The 17,853-nt window shown below is 42.3% G+C and carries 10 protein-coding genes; 4 read left to right on the forward strand and 6 right to left on the reverse strand.

The annotated features are described in order from the left end of the window. Window positions 1–192: transposase (locus tag AC5L4R_RS08185; RefSeq protein WP_494472339.1), on the reverse strand; the 192-nt coding region annotated here is incomplete at its 3' end. 57 nt (window positions 193–249) lie between these two features. On the opposite strand from AC5L4R_RS08185, the gene AC5L4R_RS08190 reads away from it, so the two are divergent. Further along, window positions 250–1,722, forward strand: coding sequence for a 3'-5' exonuclease (locus AC5L4R_RS08190; protein WP_494473429.1), 1,473 nt, complete (start codon window positions 250–252; stop codon window positions 1,720–1,722). 70 nt (window positions 1,723–1,792) lie between these two features. Here AC5L4R_RS08190 and fghA read toward each other — a convergent pair whose 3' ends face one another. Together fghA and AC5L4R_RS08200 are read right to left on the reverse strand one after the other, a co-directional pair. Then, window positions 1,793–2,641, reverse strand: coding sequence for an S-formylglutathione hydrolase (gene fghA / locus AC5L4R_RS08195; protein WP_494473428.1), 849 nt, complete (start codon window positions 2,639–2,641; stop codon window positions 1,793–1,795). Between the two features lie 32 nt (window positions 2,642–2,673). Further along, the gene (locus AC5L4R_RS08200) at window positions 2,674–3,828 is read right to left on the reverse strand and encodes an S-(hydroxymethyl)glutathione dehydrogenase/class III alcohol dehydrogenase (protein ID WP_494473427.1); all 1,155 of its coding nucleotides are present in this window, start codon (window positions 3,826–3,828) and stop codon (window positions 2,674–2,676) included. Between the two features lie 186 nt (window positions 3,829–4,014). Here AC5L4R_RS08200 and AC5L4R_RS08205 point away from each other — a divergent pair, with 186 nt between their 5' ends. From AC5L4R_RS08205 to AC5L4R_RS08215, 3 genes are all read left to right on the forward strand, one after another. Beyond that, the gene (locus AC5L4R_RS08205; RefSeq protein WP_494473426.1) at window positions 4,015–4,710 is read left to right on the forward strand and encodes an IS1 family transposase; all 696 of its coding nucleotides are present in this window, start codon (window positions 4,015–4,017) and stop codon (window positions 4,708–4,710) included. Window positions 4,711–4,857: 147 nt separating this feature from the next. Next, window positions 4,858–8,319: a hypothetical protein gene (locus AC5L4R_RS08210; RefSeq protein ID WP_494473425.1), complete on the forward strand. Its 3,462-nt coding sequence runs from the start codon at window positions 4,858–4,860 to the stop codon at window positions 8,317–8,319. Continuing rightward, window positions 8,316–10,391, forward strand: coding sequence for a hypothetical protein (locus AC5L4R_RS08215; protein ID WP_494473424.1), 2,076 nt, complete (start codon window positions 8,316–8,318; stop codon window positions 10,389–10,391). Before AC5L4R_RS08210 ends, AC5L4R_RS08215 begins: the two co-directional genes overlap by 4 nt. A 131-nt stretch (window positions 10,392–10,522) precedes the next feature. Here AC5L4R_RS08215 and AC5L4R_RS08220 read toward each other — a convergent pair whose 3' ends face one another. The 3 genes from AC5L4R_RS08220 to AC5L4R_RS08230 are packed head-to-tail and all read right to left on the reverse strand — an operon-like array spanning window position 10,523 to window position 17,847. After that, window positions 10,523–13,807: a restriction endonuclease gene (locus AC5L4R_RS08220; protein WP_494473423.1), complete on the reverse strand. Its 3,285-nt coding sequence runs from the start codon at window positions 13,805–13,807 to the stop codon at window positions 10,523–10,525. A 17-nt stretch (window positions 13,808–13,824) separates the two neighbouring features. After that, the gene (locus AC5L4R_RS08225) at window positions 13,825–15,807 is read right to left on the reverse strand and encodes a site-specific DNA-methyltransferase (RefSeq protein ID WP_494473422.1); all 1,983 of its coding nucleotides are present in this window, start codon (window positions 15,805–15,807) and stop codon (window positions 13,825–13,827) included. 36 nt (window positions 15,808–15,843) lie between these two features. Continuing rightward, the gene (locus AC5L4R_RS08230) at window positions 15,844–17,847 is read right to left on the reverse strand and encodes an RNA/DNA-binding domain-containing protein (protein WP_494478041.1); all 2,004 of its coding nucleotides are present in this window, start codon (window positions 17,845–17,847) and stop codon (window positions 15,844–15,846) included. Window positions 17,848–17,853 lie beyond the last annotated feature (6 nt).

Genomic DNA, 17,853 nt, shown 5'->3' on the forward strand with positions numbered 1-17,853 from the left:
TAGTAAGATTTTAAACATGATGACAGGGTGAAAGGCACTTTCGCCACGGTCACTGCTATGGACATGGCGTAGGGTGTGTTCGATACTTTGCCAGTTGATTAGGTTATGTAGTTCATCGAGTTCTTCGATGGCTTTGTGAGCGTTAATGAGACTGTCTGCTAGGGAGAGTTGCCCTGTTTGTTTCCATGCCATATTCGTGTCTTTTGCCATCTGTTTGATTTTACTGTATTATATCACTTTTACAAACTTTTGTGCATTTGTTCGTGCAAAGGTTTCTATGAACTGATTGGACTTCTAGCCGATTTACAAGAAGCTAAGCCTTTAGAAGAAAATATCACTGACAACAAACCATCTAACAACCCAAGCAGCTATGAACAACGTGGTTACTTGATGGTGGTGGGTGATGATGACCAAAACCTGTATGCATTTCGGGGCGCAAGTATCAAGTTTATTCAGCAGTTTGAAACGCACTACCACATCAACGTTGCACAAAAGTATTATCTGCTTAACAACTACCGCAGTGCAGACAACATTGTCAATCTGGCCAATGACTTTATCCATCAGTCATTGCCCCAAGCAGACCGCCTAAAAGATGCTGATAATCGCGTCAAATCCATGCACCTTCATCCCAACCTGCCCATACGTTATGGCGTATTTTGCCAGCCACAAGGTATCGATATGGCAAGCTGGGTAGCCCATGACATTCAAGACAAACTGGCTGAATTTAAACACTTAACCCCCACACCTACCATCGCAATTTTAGCGCCACAATGGCGAGATTTTGATGCCATACAGCATTATTTAGAGAATCTGGGTATCAACAGCCAGCGCTACAACGAAAACGAACAGTTAATTCCGTTACATAGCTTTATTGGGCAGGCGTTGTATCGGTTCTTGGACAAAGAACGCTTGACCGTTATATCAGGTCAAGTCACTGATTTTTTGGAAAACTGGCAAAAAGACCAATGTCTAAACCCACTAGATAAAGCGTGGCAAGCTATCTTGCGTTGTAGTGCCGACTTAGCCAATGTGACTTATGAGCAAGTGCTACAGCGGCTTGAAACAGCCCACTATGATAGCCAAACCTCGGTATATCTGCTTAGCTACCACAGTGCCAAAGGCATGGAGTTTGACCATGTTTATGTCATTGACCAAGTCAGCCCCTACAAGCAGCACTCTCAAGACAGTGTACGCCCCCTTTATGTAGCCTTAACACGCGCCAAACTGTCCCTCACGGTTTTGCAACACCGTCATCACCATCATGCGATTTTAGCGGATTTATTGAACCAACAAGCAGATAAACTGACAATTGCCGCGGTCGATAAGCCAGCGTGCCTAAGCTTTCATCGTTTTTTGCAGTTAGAAGAAATCTTCCTGACTCCCAAAGCCCTTGTGAGCGAAGCAGGGCGGCAGTTTGTCACGGATATTTTTGTCAAAGATGGTTGGGGCAAATCAGAGACGGTTTTTAGCAAATTTTTGGTTAAAAGCTGGCAGACAGATAAAGTCTCAGATGGCATTTATTCACCGAAAAATCAGCTCATCTGCCAGTTCTCTAAACATCTTACGCGTAAGCTAGACACCACACGCATCAAGCTGGCAGGGTTTACCACGACACGTTTTTATCAACAAGACCTGTCGTGGTATGAAAAAGCCAACTACACAGGGACACAGACCTCACACGACTTGATAGTGCCGTATGTCGAATTTCAAATTGCGCTCTAGACCCACAAGTTATCACACAATCGCGTTGGCGTTTTACTCACCCATTCGCCCAAACATTTAACCCCATCGCCTAGCGCAAGAACTTAGCATGAAAGTCGATGTGCTCAGCAATGAAGCTTGCGATAAAGTAATAGCTATGGTCGTAGCCGTCTTGTAAGCGCAGCGTCAGCGGATAATCGATCGTTTTGGCCGCTTGCTCAAGCAAGTGTGGCTTTAATTGCTCAGCCAAAAACTCATCGGCACTGCCTTGATCAACCAGCATGGGCAATTGTTTGCCCGTGTGCTGCTGCATCAACGCAAGCGTATCGTATGCTTGCCATGCGGCGGTATCATCGCCCAAATACGCACCAAATGCCTTTTGTCCCCACGGCACTTGGCTAGGCGCGACAATCGGCGCAAACGCAGACGCACTTTGGTAACGCTCAGTATGACGTAACGCAATCATCAACGCGCCGTGTCCGCCCATGCTGTGCCCAAAGATACTGCGCTTGTCACTGGTAGCAAAATGCTTTTCAACCAATTCGGGCAGCTCATGGACGATGTAATCATACATGGCATAATGCGTTGCCCAAGGAGCTTGGGTGGCATTGACATAAAAGCCTGCGCCTTGCCCCAAGTCATACGCCGCGTCATCGGCCACCGCTTCACCGTCGTTGTCGTGTCCGCGTGGGCTGGTGTCAGGCACAACGACGATAAGGTTATGCTGGCTGGCATATTGCGCAAAACCAGATTTTTGGATAAAGTTTTGCTCGTTGCAGGTCAAGCCTGACAGCCAGTACAACACGGGGCACGGCTGTTGCGCGAGTGCAGCAGGCGGGAGATACACGGCAAATTTCATCGCGGTGTGGGTACACGCGCTATCATGTTGCCACACTTGCAGCTCACCGCCATGCAGTTTGTGCTGTTCGATTGTTTTCATGTGTTTATGCCTTGTCGTGCATGGTAAAAGCCTTAAAAATGCACCACCGAACGGATAGATTCACCCTTGTGCATCAAATCAAACGCGGTGTTGATGTCATCAAGCGGCATGGTATGGGTGATAAACGGTGCAATCTCAATCTCACCTGTCATCGCTTGCTCAACCATGCCAGGTAGCTCTGAGCGCCCTTTGACCCCACCAAACGCTGTGCCCATCCATTTGCGCCCTGTCACCAGCTGAAACGGACGCGTGCTAATCTCTTGCCCTGCGCCTGCCACACCGATGATGACGCTTTGCCCCCAACCACGATGGGCGCATTCAAGTGCCGAGCGCATGACATTGACGTTACCAATGCACTCAAAGCTATGATCCACACCCCAACCTGTCATATCGATGATAACCTGCTGAATGGGCTTGTCAAAGTCATTTGGATTGACAAAATCCGTCGCGCCAAAATGCTCTGCCAAGGCGAATTTTTCGGGATTGGTGTCAATGACGATAATCCGCCCTGCACCTGCTTGCTTAGCACCTTGCACCACCGCAAGCCCGATACCGCCTAAGCCAAACACCGCCACGCTATCACCTGCTTGCACTTTGGCGGTGTTGTGTACCGCGCCAATGCCTGTGGTCACCCCACAGCCCAGCAAACACACTTCTTCATGGTTGGCTTCTGGATTAATTTTGGCAACTGACACATCCGCCACCACCGTGTACTCGCTAAACGTTGAGCAGCCCATATAGTGATAAATTGGCTGGCCTTGGTAGCTAAAGCGCGTCGTGCCATCGGGCATTAGACCTTTGCCTTGGGTGGCGCGTACCGCGACGCATAGGTTGGTTTTGTCGCTGCGGCAAAACAAGCACTCGCCACACTCTGCCGTGTATAGCGGAATGACGTGGTCACCCACCGCAACCGAGGTCACACCCTCACCAACTGCTACCACCACGCCCGCGCCTTCATGCCCCAACACGGTAGGGAACACCCCCTCAGGGTCATCTCCGCTTAGAGTAAAGGCATCGGTGTGGCATACGCCTGTGTGGGTGATTTTAATCATCACCTCGCCTGCTTTGGGCGGCTCAACATCAATCTCAACGATCTGTAATGGTTCACCTGCGGCAAATGCCACCGCGGCGCGTGATTTGACGGGTTTGGTGAAGTCTAGCTGTGTGGTTTGGAGTTGTGCAGTCATACCTTGATCCTATTGACGTTCAATATAATTTTTTGAAAAACGTTGGTATATTATAACCAATACCGTGTTACTGGGGTGTAACGCTAAGCAATTGTTTGTCCAAAAAACGGATAGGTAGTGGTTTGAAAAGTATGCTGATATAAAAATAGAAAAGACAACTTGGAATTAAAATGATAATTTGGATGTATGAAGAAACAAATTACAATTCAATGCCCAAGCTGTCTAGGTTTCAGTATAAAGAAAAATGGATGGAAAATCTATGGCAAGCAAAACTACCAGTGTAAAAGCTGTGGACGACAATTCATTCACGAAACAGACTTAACCTACAAAGGCTGTCAAAATCATATTGAAGATAAAATACGTCTAAAGCTTGTTCGAGGCTGTAGCATAGCTGACATAGTCGTTATTGAAAAGATAAGCAAATACAAGGTATTAGACGTTATTGTCCACAGTAATTTAACGATAACACCAAAGCAGCATTACTACAGACGACTTCAAATCGATGAATTTTGGACGTACGTTGGTCACAAGAAAAATAAGGTATGGCTTGCCTATGACCCAGACACAGGTGAAATAGTTGCCTACGTTTGGGGTAAGCGTAACCTAAAAACCGCTAGAGAATTAAGAACTAAACTTGATGAACTAGGCGTTGATTTTGGCTATATTTGTTGTGACAACTGGGATAGTTTTTTAACAGCATTTGACTTTGATTTCAAAAAAGTGGGAAAACGATATACGGTTGATATTGAAGGTAATAACAATCGATTGAGACAAAGGCTTAGGCGTGCTTTTAGAAAGACTTGTTGCTTTTCAAAGAAGTTAGCCAATCATTTTAAAGCGTTTGATTTACTGTTTCACTATGTCAATTATGGCTGGGTATAGTGAGCATACTTTTTAGACCAGTACCAAAACCAAAAAAGAGGCATTGCCTTATTTAGCCAGAATTTCTGCAACTGCCAATGCAAAAACTGCCTTGATGAATAGCGAAATGGCAGAATTTGTTCAAGAAATAGATTGGAACAACAACCCATGAAAGACTTATTAACGGATATTATCTCAAATAATAAAAAAGGTTTAGCCTTGATTGATACCGCCACAGGGACAGGCAAGACCTTTAATGTTAGCGATTATATCGCCCAAGAAATTGACGAGCTTGTAGCACAGAAACGCAAAATTATCTTTATTACCCATTTGAAAAAAAACTTACCATTTGCCGAGTTAAAACAACGGTTCATTGCCCATAATAAAGTAGAATATGATAAACAAGCGGTTTTATATGTCCAAAGCAGTTTGGACGCTTTTCAAGACCATTACGTTGCTTGTATGGATGATATTAAAGCAATGTTTTCAAGCTTTAAACCTTATACATTAAAACAATTGTTGGATTATCATCAAAAGCTGAATAATGCTCCTGCTCAATTGGTTGATGCTTCCAAAAAGACCATCGAAAAAGAGATTGGCAAATTAAAAGTTTTAGTTAAACGCAAGTTAAGAAAAGATTTTAAGCAACTGGATAAGCGTATCGAAGCGTTAAAAACCGATGAAAATTGGCAATGGGTAAGCAAACTTTTTCCTGCTACTTTGACCCTTGATAAAAGCGTGCTATTTATGACGGTGGATAAATTTATTTATCCGTATGACACGCTGGTGCAATCCCCGACAGCGATTACAGAGTTATTGGCAGAATATAACGTCACGTTGTTTATTGATGAATTTGATGCCTCAAAGCAAAGACTACAAACGTATATTATCGAACAAGGCTTACAAAAACCGATTGACCTAGTTGCCACTATACAACAACTTGCAGTAAAACTTACTGCTATGAAAATCCCTAACCATTTATTACTTGAGCAAAAGTTAGAAAAACAGCCTGCTACGCCCCAAGCGATTGAGCAAGGATTGCGTGAGAAAAGCCAACAAGTGGCAAACGAATTTCATTTGGATTTATCGCTAAAAAGCAGAGAACAACCCACTAATTCTGCTTTTATTTTTTATGACAAACAAGTGCATTATCTTGCTAATGCCCGGCATCAAGTCTTAACACTTACTCCAGATACAGACAATCACGCTCTATGGATTGACATTGTTCAAAAGGATAAAAATCACGCCAAAGATAGCCTAACATTCGGTAATCTTATTAGCACGACCAGTCATGCGATTCGCTATTTTAAAGGCGGTATTAATATGTTGGCAAATAATTATCATGCCCATAAACGCTATGATGGCACAACTTATGACAATGCGGTACGCAGTTTCGTCGATTGGTTTAGCCTAGAAACTAACAGCTTTGATAATTTAGTCTATGAAATTCAATACGGCAGGCTGACCCAGCGTTGGCAACCAAAAGATACGATAGCGTTAGACGATGATGACCCGTTACGTTTTCACGAACAAGGCTTTAGTTATCACACCGTGACTGATAGTGAAGACCATGCAGGGCGTTCAAAAGTTGATACTTATAATTTTCCACACACCGCTGAAGCCATGCTATTAAGTTGGTGTCGGCATTTTATGGTAGTCGGTGTATCAGCAACGGCGAATATCAGCACTCGACTAGGAAATTATGATTTACATTATCTCAGAGAGCGACTTAATGCTGAAAAAGATTGCTCCTTTATCCACCTTACCGCACAACAGCAACAACGCCTTACTCAACAACTTATCGACAGTACCAACCAATACCGAAAGGTTAGCATAGACGTACAAGCTCATGGCTTGCCAACTTCAGATGACGATATTGCTATCAAGGACGCTTATATCAAGCTATTTGGCGGAAAACAGGCGGAAGATGATGTCAATGACCTATTTAATCATCTGCCAATTGACAACCTAGATGACGACAATCGACGACAACATCAGCTACGTCAATTTTATAAAATCTTTGTCCTATGGGTTGCTTATCAACAGCAAAAAATTACCGCTTTCTTGGTGCTGTTTAGCAAAGGTTACCGTAAAGAATTAGATTTTATCCAAAAATACTGTTCAGTTTTAAGTAACAATTTAAACTTGCCCGATAATGCCCAACAAGAAATTGTCTGTGTGGTTGGTAATACGAGTGAAAATCAAATCGACACCATCAAGATTGCATTAAGTCAAGGTGAGCGTCGTTTTGTGCTTTCCACTTATGCCACGCTTGGGGCAGGGGTAAATATTCAATACCCGATTCCCAAGGGATTGAAGTCATCTTTGGCAAAAATTAATAATCGTAATGCCAATGACTACATGGATTTTGATGGCTTATACCTAGACAAACCCACACAGCTTATCAAGCATTTAAGCAAAGATATCCCCATTCGAAAGCAAGATTTGGTTCAGCGAGTATTTCAGCTAGAGTATCTAAAATTAGCAGGTTTAACGCCCACCGACTTCGAAAAATACTTGCAAAATGCCTTTGCTTTGTATGCCAACACGTCTTATCAGCAACGCACAGACGAGAGTTTATATGATTTTGACGATTATAAGCACTATCTCATGCAGGTACTGATTCAAGCGATTGGACGGATTTGTCGTACCAATATGAAGCGTCCACATATTCATCTACACATCGATAATGCACTTACCGAGCAGTGGCAAGCAGATTTAAACTCAGAGCAAATGTTGCCCGAATTTCATAAAATTAATGAATTTATTGAGCAACAACGCAAACAAAAACGTCAAAACAGTGTGTTAGAAAAAGCATTTCAGCAGCAAGATTTTGAGCCAATTCGCTTATTTATCAACAAAATGTTGATAAAAATCGCTGACGGAACAATGACCCAAGACGATATTGTAGAATGGGAGACCCTACGAAAAATTGTTTTAACCTATCCACAAAAGCGACTGGCAACTGATACTCGTTATGACTTTTTATATCAAGATTTAGGCGAACCGCAACGTCGTTATTTTTATCATCAATATGAAGATTATCAGAGCGTTATCGTATTAAAGAATAAAGAAAGAGGGGCATTTGAGGTCAGCGAGCAAAGTGCTAGACTGGATAAACTCATGCAACATCAAGGGATTCGCCAATATTTTATCGATAATGGCTATGCTACCGAATTGATTGAAACCACGCATTGGCTTAGACCGATATTATTTAACAACATCTATAAAGGGGCATTAGGCGAAGTCGCAGGGGCGTATTTGTGGCATAGCTATGACTTGCCAACTTTGCATAAAATGCCTGAGCAGCACTTTGAACGCTTTGATTATCAGATTGATGACACGATTTATGTGGATTTTAAATACTGGCAAGGTGCTTGGCAGGATGGCGAATCGGCACGAGAAGAAATTTTTAAAAAAATGGATATAGTTAGGGCGAAGTTGGTCTTTGTGATTAATATTCTTTCTGATAATGATAATCTAAAACCTATTACGGTGCATAACCACCCTGGCAAAGGCGATGAACAAGTCATTGTTGAAGTGCCTTATTTTATCCAAACAAATCACCTTGGTAACCTTGAACAATTGGCTACCATTCGCCAACTTATTGCAGACTATCAAACGCTATGAGAACCACCCAATTAACCTTACAAACCGACTTTGAGCAACTCAATTCTCAGTACGCTTTTTTTAAATTTACTGCCCAACATGATAAAGGCAAGGCAAAAGATAGTACGAAGTATGCTGCGGTATGGTACGCAGGCACACAGCTTGATAACTTGCTCGATGAACAGGTGATTTTGGCAAGCCTGTATCGACAGGGTAATCAAGCCTATGTATTACTGGCACGCCAATCAGCAGACAGTATGGAAACCTTACGTCAAAAAATCGCCTTCAGCGAGCATTTTTCCGCCATTAAAGTTCAACCTGTTACAGCGAGTGATACCTCAGCTGATAACACGATTAGTGGTGTGGATTTATACCAATTATTGCTGAATGCAACCGCCAATAGCCAACAAGAACGTCACCAGTTTAACAATCTAAATGGGCAGTTGGTACTAGTTCCGCCGTTTAACAAAAAAACAGCAGTAATAATGGCGTTTCATTTTCAACTTACGAGCGAGTTGGTTTTGGTTGCTAAAGCTACCACTTATCAAACCAAATCCTATGCCAAAAAGACCGAAAAAGATGCTCAAAAACTGGCAAAAAAACTTGCCAAACCTGCGTATCACTTGCATTTAAACACATTCAAACGAGATTATGTTGGTAAAGATGATAACGCTTATATCAAAGCAGGCATTCCCCACCATAAAGCTAGCCAATCCGCCTTGCAAATCAAAGCTGAAAGAGAGTTTTTAAATAGTCGGCTTGCGGTCTTGCAAACGGTGGTCGATAAATTTAATCAGCGGTATGACGGTATCGTTACCACTCATTGGACAGAAAAAATCCCTGATATCACATGGGCAGAGCGTTTTCGTTTATTGCAAGATAAAAATGCCTTACCAAAACTCACTGTCGATACGGATATTCGGTTGCTGGATAAAATCGGTACAGCAGAAAGTAACGTGCTTTTACACGACATTCATCATCAGCTTACCTTGCTAAAAATCTCTAGTCGTATAGGTAAACAAGAAATCGCTAAAGCCTGTCATCTTTGCTTGGTCAAGTCAGAAGACAGCTATCAACAGTCTGATGACATTGACCCTTATCATCAGGATTTTCGCTATAGCCGACAGCATTTAACCGATGAATTATACAAGTCTGTCTATCAAACCGTAAACGCATCAACTTTGCTAAAAAATCTAGTGAAAGAGCTGTGGATTAAGCAATCGATTCGGGCAAATCATATCGACTTATTGCCAGCTATTTATCCATTAACCGATACTTGGGTGTTTGGCATGATTCGTGACAAGGTATATCATCTACTTGAACTCAAGCCCAATGGGGATTATCAGTATTATCAACATGACGATGGTTTATTGTTTCAAAAACACACTTTTGACTCTGAAGTTCGGCTTATTCAACAGGCAAATCAACCCTTTGAAGGCAACAACCAAAGCCCAATAGAGATGTTTATCATCAGCCCACAGCGAGATGTCAATGTTATTCTTAACCAAGAAGAATGTGTCATGCCAGACCTTGCTCCTATTCAAGCAGAAATCGTGGCAAAAGACCAACCCTTTCCGCAAGCCTATAGTGATAGCATTGAGTTAATTCGTTTGTTTGAAACAGATAAGTCGTTAATTTCAGACGACAACTGGAAAAATTTTACCAATGACTTACACCGCCTTGCCGAGCCGATAAGCAAAAAAGCGTTTATTGATACCTTAAATTCACATTACAAACCACAACACACGGTCAATAAAGCCGTTCGAGCTTTACTAAGGCAGCAAAATATCATTTTAAATGTCAGCAAAGCCAAAGATAAGCTACTCGAAAAACTGCCTGATATGTTCTCAATTCAAGCGGGCAAACTTGATACCACAACGGCTTGGTATAGCGTTGGCTATTATCATGCGTCGCTAAAAACTGAACTAAGTCATATGCTCCACGTTAGAAAAATCAAGGCATTGCAAGGGGAATTAAAGCATACTGAGCTACTGGCTCTGATGGACGTAGATTGGGTTAGGTATAACAATTTTACCGTGCTACCTTATCCTATTAAATATCTACGAGAAATTATCGCCATGCAAAAGCAGTAATTTTTAAGGCGTTTTCATTGGTTGAACATACAGATATCACTAAGGGTTTTACGGTTTTTGTTTAAGCATTTAAGGGAAAGGTGAGTTAGGCCCCAAAGACGGCTAACCCACCCGATAATACTATCTTACAATTATTTCATCCCTACGATTTGCATCAAGCTGTCAAAGCTATTGACCACTTCATAACTGATGGGCAATTGCTCTACGTTGGCAAGATTGTCCGCTTGATCTAGTTCAGCGTTTTGTATTTGACTTTGTTGCAACTTAGCAAAAAACGCTTTGGCACTGGCAATTTTTTGTTTTTCAGTTTCTCGCAAGTCCTTTTCACTGGTTGAGCCTTTGGTCTCTGCCACGAAATAAACATGACGAACTTTATCTTGATTAAAGGCAATCGCCCAGTCGGGATTATAACCGCCGAATGGCGTTGGAATTTCAAAGTTCTTGGGTAGTTTGGCATACACCACAACTTCATTGATGTGCTGTTCTAACTCTGCCAAAAATTTGCGTTCAATGTCAGAATCGGTTTCCACATATTCCCAGACATGGCGACTGGCTTTAATGGCGTTGTCTGACAAGGGTAAATTACTCACAAAAATATCGTTGCTATCATACCGCTCAGATGTCAATTCATAGGCGATATTTTGTACAACCAGCCTGGCTTGTTGTTCGTTAATGATACGGCTGACTTCGCTGATAAAGGCTTCGGGGTTGTGTTTAAACTGTGAAAAAACCGCCGAATTTATCTTACCCAATATTGCCACCACGGTACGACGGGTAAGCCTTGTACGGCGTGCTACTTGTCCTATAAGGTCGTATTTAATAGGCGTTTGTACATTGACGCTGTACTGCTCACGATTAGACTGCACTTGCCCAAAACTTTCGCCTTTTTTCAGCAATTCGTAGTCGATATTGTCCTGTTGGTTGGCGGTTTTGACGGTATAGGTGAGTGAGCGAACAAACTGGTTATTTCGCTCACGGCTGACTTTGTCAATTTCGCTGATACTTTCAGCTACCAATTTGTCGCTATCAAGCCCAATTTGATAAATAGATTTTTGGTTAATGCGACGCCATAGGGCTTGGAATTCTTTGCGGTTAAGATTGTCTGGGTTGATGGTATTTTTGGGTTTGTTGCCATTGTTAAACATGCCATCAAGGGCGTTTGGATTCACCACGTTGCTAATGAGCTTGTGGATAGAATTGGCAAAGGGTTGCAACTCATCGGGCAGTTTTGGCAAGCGATCATTGTCTTTATCGTCATAAAACTTCGCCAGTAGGTTATCGTCATCATCGAGATAATCGTTTTTGACCAAATATTTATAAATCTGATTGGCTGTCTTGTCATCAACGACCATTTGCCCACCCAATTCACTCACCAAAGTTTTACCTGTAAAGTACTGTGGATTGGCTTTGCTTGGGCGAGTTGCTAGGTTTGATAGCATTTCTCTTTGTAGATTACCGACAAATTCAGCATAGCTTTCGTTGGTAATCACGGTTAGGTTATTAAGCCTATGCACTTCACCAAGTGGTAGATAGCCACTGTCCATGCGTGTGCCATGTTTATCCACCGCTAGACGTAAGCCACGTCCCACTTCCTGACGGCGAGAGATGACGTTGTCCGAGTGCTTAAGTGTACAGATAACAAAAACATTGGGATTATCCCAACCTTCACGCAAGGCAGAATGGGAAAAGATAAACCGTACATTTTTACGAGCGATTTGTTCGTCACTATCCAGCGGTTCGGGAAAGGCAAGTAGCGATTCTTTGTCTTTTAAAATCAAGTCATAGGCATCGATATCATCAGCGACCAGTACTTTTTCGCCCAGTTCTTCGTCTTTCACGCTTTTGACAGTGGGGTCTATCAGGTGGCGGTTTTTATCAAGGCTAAAATAGCCGTTATGCGTACTTTGGGCGGTAATGGTTTTTAGGTAGTTTTGATAAGGGTCGTTCGTTAGGTTTAGGTCAATGCGGTTATTGACTGCTTCGCTATAGGTTTGTTCAAAGATATCGGCATATTCCCCATTTACCGCATTGCCGTCGCTGTCGTACTGGCGGTATTTGGCGACTTCGTCAATAAAGAATAAACTTAAGACTTTGATGCCTTTATGAAATAACCGCTGTTCGATATCCAAGTGCGAACGGATGGTTTCACGGATTTGGATACGGCGTAGGTCTTTATCATCCACATTACCTTGTCCAACGTGTAGTACAATACCATTGGCAAATTCGATACTGTCCGCGGTGACTTGGGTAACGGTGTAGCGGTCTTTGTACTGTTCGGCTTCGTTTGAGATAACGTATAAATCATCGCCTTGTTTGATTTGGCGGATTTCACGGCGAAACTCGCCTTTGGTCGATTTGATTTCTAGCTCTAGACGGGCGACGGGGGCTTTGGTAGAGACTATCACATCTTGTAGGTATAGATAGCCGTTTGTCCCTGTCAAGCCTTTGACTTCAATGCCTTTGACGGTGATTTTTTTGACCAGTTTTTGGTTGTAGGCATCAAGGGCATCTAAACGATACACGAGGTTATAATCACGTTTGTGGGTGGCAGAATAGCGTAGGATAAATAACGGGTTAAAATTGGCAAGGCTTTGTAAGGTCTTGTCCGCGCCCATTTTTTGCGGTTCGTCTAGGATAATGATGGGGCGGTTACGGCGTATCACGTCAATGGGGCGACGAGAACCAAATTCATCTAGGCTGGCATAAATTTTGCGGGATGCTTCGTTGTTCGCCCCTTCTTTGATGGTGTTAAAGGCTTGCACGTTAATAATCATGATGTTAATACCGCCATCTGAGCTAAAACTCTCTAGGTGGTGCAAGGCTTTGGAGTCGTAGATAAAGGCTCGTGGTTTTTTGCCATATTCTGCCAATAGGTCGTCTGCCATCATGCTGATACTTTTGTTCACACCTTCTCGAATGGCGATACTCGGCACGACGATAATAAACTTACTCCAACCGTATTGTTTGTTCATCTCAAATATGGTGCGTAGGTAGGTGTAGGTTTTACCTGTGCCTGTTTCCATTTCGATGTTGAGATTGAGCGGGCTTTGGGTCAGGTTATCGCCTTTTTTGTTGTCGGCGGTGACCAATGTATCGGATGTTGGCAAGCCTTGTTTGGCTTGCACGGTTTGGATATTTTTGAGAATTTCATTTAAGTCAAACAACGGCGCATTGGCAAAGCCCACTGTTTCATCAGTGTCATTATCTTGCTGATTGTTTGACGATGGTTCGTTATTTTGGCTGTCGTCAGTAAAATCAAATCCTGCCTGTTGTGGCAAACGATTTGGTGTTGGTTGAGCGCCCCTATCTAGGGTGTAGCGCGTCAGTCCGTTGAGTTGTTGTTGTCCGCTGAATACATCAACAACGGCTTGCACAGCATCAAGTTGGTAGGCTAAGGGTTTAAAGGTGATTTTCATGTTTTTCTCTTTTTGCCTTAGATAAAGCGTACGTCGGTATGCGGTGAGAGTTGTTTAAAGCGTTCGACGATGTTGGTTTTGTCGCTGTCGGTGGCGATGGCGCGTTCACTGGTGATGAATTTGAGCGGATTGAGTGCGGCGATGTCATTGACCATGTTTGCGTCGATATAGTCTAGGCTGGCAATGAGTGAGTTACCGCCCACTTGGTAGATGGTGTGTCCGTTTATTTGAGTGCGTTCAATCGGTAATGACAATGGCACGCCTGTGTCTAGCATGAATTGGAATAGTAGGTCTTCATCGGTGCGGTCGGGTTTGATGTTGTCTTGTAGTTGGTTGATTAGGTCTTGGGTGTAGTCTTGCGGGCGGTAGTAGATGTCGTTCATGTTGGTGGTGTCGATTTTGAGTACGCGAAAGCCTGTGTCAAGCTCGTTGATACCTTCCTTGTCGGCATTGTCGGCTTTGATTTTTGCGCCTGCGCGGCGGATGCGTTCTTTGGATATTTCGGCAATGGTTGGGTAGCCTGCTTTATGGGCTTCGGATTTTGGGTCGGTGGGTTCTGGGATTTGCACCATGATAAATTGGCGGTTGCCACCGTCTTCGGCATTGAGTTGCATCACAGCATGAGCCGTTGTTGATGACCCTGCGAAAAAGTCTAAAACTAAGTCATTACCATCAGTGATACTACCAAGTGATAATATTTTAACTAGCAACTCCAATGATTTAGGGTGGTCAAAATAACTGTCCTCAAATAATATTCTCAATAACCTTGTTCCATTTTCATTTCGCATTTCTGTTTCATCCCAAACAGATTTGGCTTTAGTAGTAGATTTTCTATTTTTTTCATAAATATTCCATCCACCATCTCTTTTTTGCCTAGCAACAACTTGGCTTTTATCTACATCGTTTATTGCAATATTATTTTTTGATTTATCTTTACCCCATCGCCAAACACTTTCTTTGCCTAAAGAATTTAAAGGAACTGTTTCAACGTAAAATTTCTCATCTTTTTCAAGGCTTACTGCACAACAACCATTCTCATCTAATGAATTAGGATTAATGTAAAATGGATAAAACAAATTAGGGCGATTTTGCCTATGAAATTTAGGATTACGGTTTCTTAGTTCTCTCAATTCATAACCGCCACTACTATCTACAAGATTAAAATCTACATCTTTAGTTAGCTCATTTAACTCAGATTTTTCACTTTTAGAATAAATAATTAAATATTCATGAGATACTGCTATCTGCTTGTAATCTCGTCCACCAGGATTTGTGATATACGATATTTCCCCTAAAAAATTATCAATACCGAAAACTTCATCACAGATTTTTTTTAAATTCGCCTGTTCATTATCATCAATCGAAATAAAAATAACCCCATCATCGGCTAACAAATTCCGCGCCAATTTGAGCCGACTATACATCATCGACAACCAATCACTATGAAACCGCCCATTACGCTCCGTATTCGCCACCAAGCGATTGCCATCTGCATCCACCTGCCCCGACCGCTCAAAAAACTCAGCCGTATCCGCCGCAAAATCATCGTTATAAATAAAATCATTGCCCGTATTGTACGGCGGGTCAATATAAATCATCTTCACCTTGCCAAGATAACTTTCTTGCAATAGCTTCAATGCCTCAAGATTATCCCCCTCAATGAATAAATTGCCCGTCGTATCAAAGTTCACACTCTCCGCACGACAAGGGCGTAACGTCTTAGCGATCGGGCTGTTTGCCGTCACAATCGCCTCACGCTTGCCTACCCAGTCAAGGCGGTAACGCTCTTGCGACCCATCAATCACCGAATGCGACAGCTCTTGTTTTAATAACTCAAAGTCAATGCCACGCTCAAGGATGGCTTGCCCGCTGGCATCTTTTAACACATTGCCTTGTTCATCGGTTTTTGGCTTTTCGGTGATACAATTGGGGAATAGCTCAGCAATGCGGTCAATGTTGCTATCGACTAGATTTGGGGTGTGCATTTTTAGGGTCGTCATGGGTAAGTCCTTGAGAGTTTGAATGAATTATTTGGATTAAATAAGTAAGTTTTGCTGCGGGTTATCATCTAGCGTTTGTAGATACGCTAGCCCTTTGTCGGTTGTGCGATAGGCTTGGCTTGGGTGCGTATCTTGGGGGTATTTTTTGGCGAGTTTGGCTTCTTTCACCAAAGCAGTTAAATGATTTTGTGTGGTTTGAGTCGTTCTTGCAATCAAATCCGATACTTGGGCTAGGCTCAAAAAATCATGCTGACAAAGTCGCAGAATAATCGCCCTAAGCTCGTCATTGGGTAGTCGTTTCTTTAGCCTTGCAGGGGTAGCTATACTAATAAGATGGGTATTATCGGAAATTTCTACTTCGTTATTAGGGTAGCTCAGCTCGTTATTAGGGTAGCTCGGCTGGTTATTAGGGTAGCTCGGCTGGTTATTAGGGTAGCTCGGCTGGTTATTAGGGTAGCTCGGCTCGTTATGATCAGTGTTTAAGTCATTACCTGCCAAACTTGTTTCACTTCCTGCTATCCTATTATCACTCACCAGACTATAAATTGCCCATCGTCCGCCTGTTGATACCAACATTCCTTGCTTTACAAGGTGCTGTAACATCTTGGTGATATCAGCAGGATGATTGGGTAATAATGTTTTTAGGCGTTGATGATTGGCTTCATTCTCAAGATAGATAGTTGCTAAGATAGCCTGTTCATCAGTGCTAAGAGCTAAAAACGCTTTGCCATATTCATTTTCTAAATATTGCATGACATCGTTTGGAAACAAGTCATTCATGCTCAATTCAAGCACCGTCTGATAATTAGGCTCTCGTTTCTCATACAAAGATGGCAATTGCCAATGACAAGCTCGCCAACCTGCTAAAATCTGCGGAATCCCCGAACCTGCCTGCTCGCCTGCATTAATAAATCGGAACATCTTATGCAAGTTGCGATTACGGCAATCTGACTCACCACCTTGCAATGATATCTCAATAGGCACACGCATTAGACCAGGGTTACGAAAATAGAAGTGATTGGTATATTTTACAATCTTGACTGATGCACGGTCACTATAGTCTGCGTGAACCAATGAATTTACCAAGGCTTCACGGATAGCTTTATGAATGGGGGTATCATCCTGCCGTTCACCATTTTTTAACTTAAAAGGAATTTTAAGGTCTTGGGGAAGTTTAGCGGAAACTTTACGATAAAAATCGAATAGATTACCACTCCAATTTCCATCAGGTACGATTCTATCTATCCAGCGAACTGTATCATCATCAGATTCTCGCTCTTGGTAATCTAACATATACTCTGGAAAAATCTCATAAATAGCTTCTTGATGTCCAAACATCAATAGCCCAGCTTTTGTCAGTCCTTCTTCACCAGTATCACGGTTTTTAGCATAACCACCAATTTTGGTTAAAAAACTTTGGTTATCGTCATCATTCCAAGGCGACGTAGGATTAAAGTTAGTATAGCGTTGCCGATAAGCTTGTAGGGACGTTAAATCTAAATCTGATAACGAAAAATTGGGCAAAATATCACTATCTAGGCTATCTTTGACCTGTTCAGCAATTAACCGTTTGACTTGTTCATCAGGTAATCTAAAATCGCCCTCATGCTGTCGAATAAAGGTATTACCAAAAGGATTACCATCTAAAAATATGGGTTGTTGCTTACGAGTTGCCCTAGGGACAGAGACTAATAAAACGGTCTTTCCTTGAATATACCATTCAAAAATATTGCTATCCGTAAGTAAATTATAGCTAACTTTATTCTTGTTATTAACTGTCTTGAAAATATCATTTTTGATTTGATGAACTCGCTCAATACCAGATACTTCAAACGTGTTGTTTTTCTTAATTTCCTTAACCCCAAGTATAATTACACCGCCATTCGTATTGGCAAACGCACTATAGCTGTCCCAAAAACTATTAGGTAATTCTCCTTTACCATCTTTTCCACCAGCTTGTTTACACTCAATATCGACACTTTCTTGAAGCTCTGCAAGGCTATTTTCCGTAATTTGCTGAATAATCTGACTAATACTCATGGGTTT

It is taken from the genome of Faucicola sp. SE7633 (assembly GCF_059264685.1).

Bases quoted from the DNA above. Each gene is read 5' to 3' on its own strand.
- AC5L4R_RS08215 (WP_494473424.1), top strand. From the start codon at position 8,316: ATGAGAACCACCCAATTAACCTTACAAACCGACTTTGAGCAACTCAAT.
- AC5L4R_RS08200 (WP_494473427.1), bottom strand. From the start codon at position 3,828: ATGACTGCACAACTCCAAACCACACAGCTAGACTTCACCAAACCCGTC.
- fghA (WP_494473428.1), bottom strand. From the start codon at position 2,641: ATGAAAACAATCGAACAGCACAAACTGCATGGCGGTGAGCTGCAAGTG.
- AC5L4R_RS08230 (WP_494478041.1), bottom strand. From the start codon at position 17,847: ATGAGTATTAGTCAGATTATTCAGCAAATTACGGAAAATAGCCTTGCA.
- AC5L4R_RS08205 (WP_494473426.1), top strand. From the start codon at position 4,015: ATGAAGAAACAAATTACAATTCAATGCCCAAGCTGTCTAGGTTTCAGT.
- AC5L4R_RS08220 (WP_494473423.1), bottom strand. From the start codon at position 13,807: ATGAAAATCACCTTTAAACCCTTAGCCTACCAACTTGATGCTGTGCAA.
- AC5L4R_RS08210 (WP_494473425.1), top strand. From the start codon at position 4,858: ATGAAAGACTTATTAACGGATATTATCTCAAATAATAAAAAAGGTTTA.
- AC5L4R_RS08225 (WP_494473422.1), bottom strand. From the start codon at position 15,807: ATGACGACCCTAAAAATGCACACCCCAAATCTAGTCGATAGCAACATT.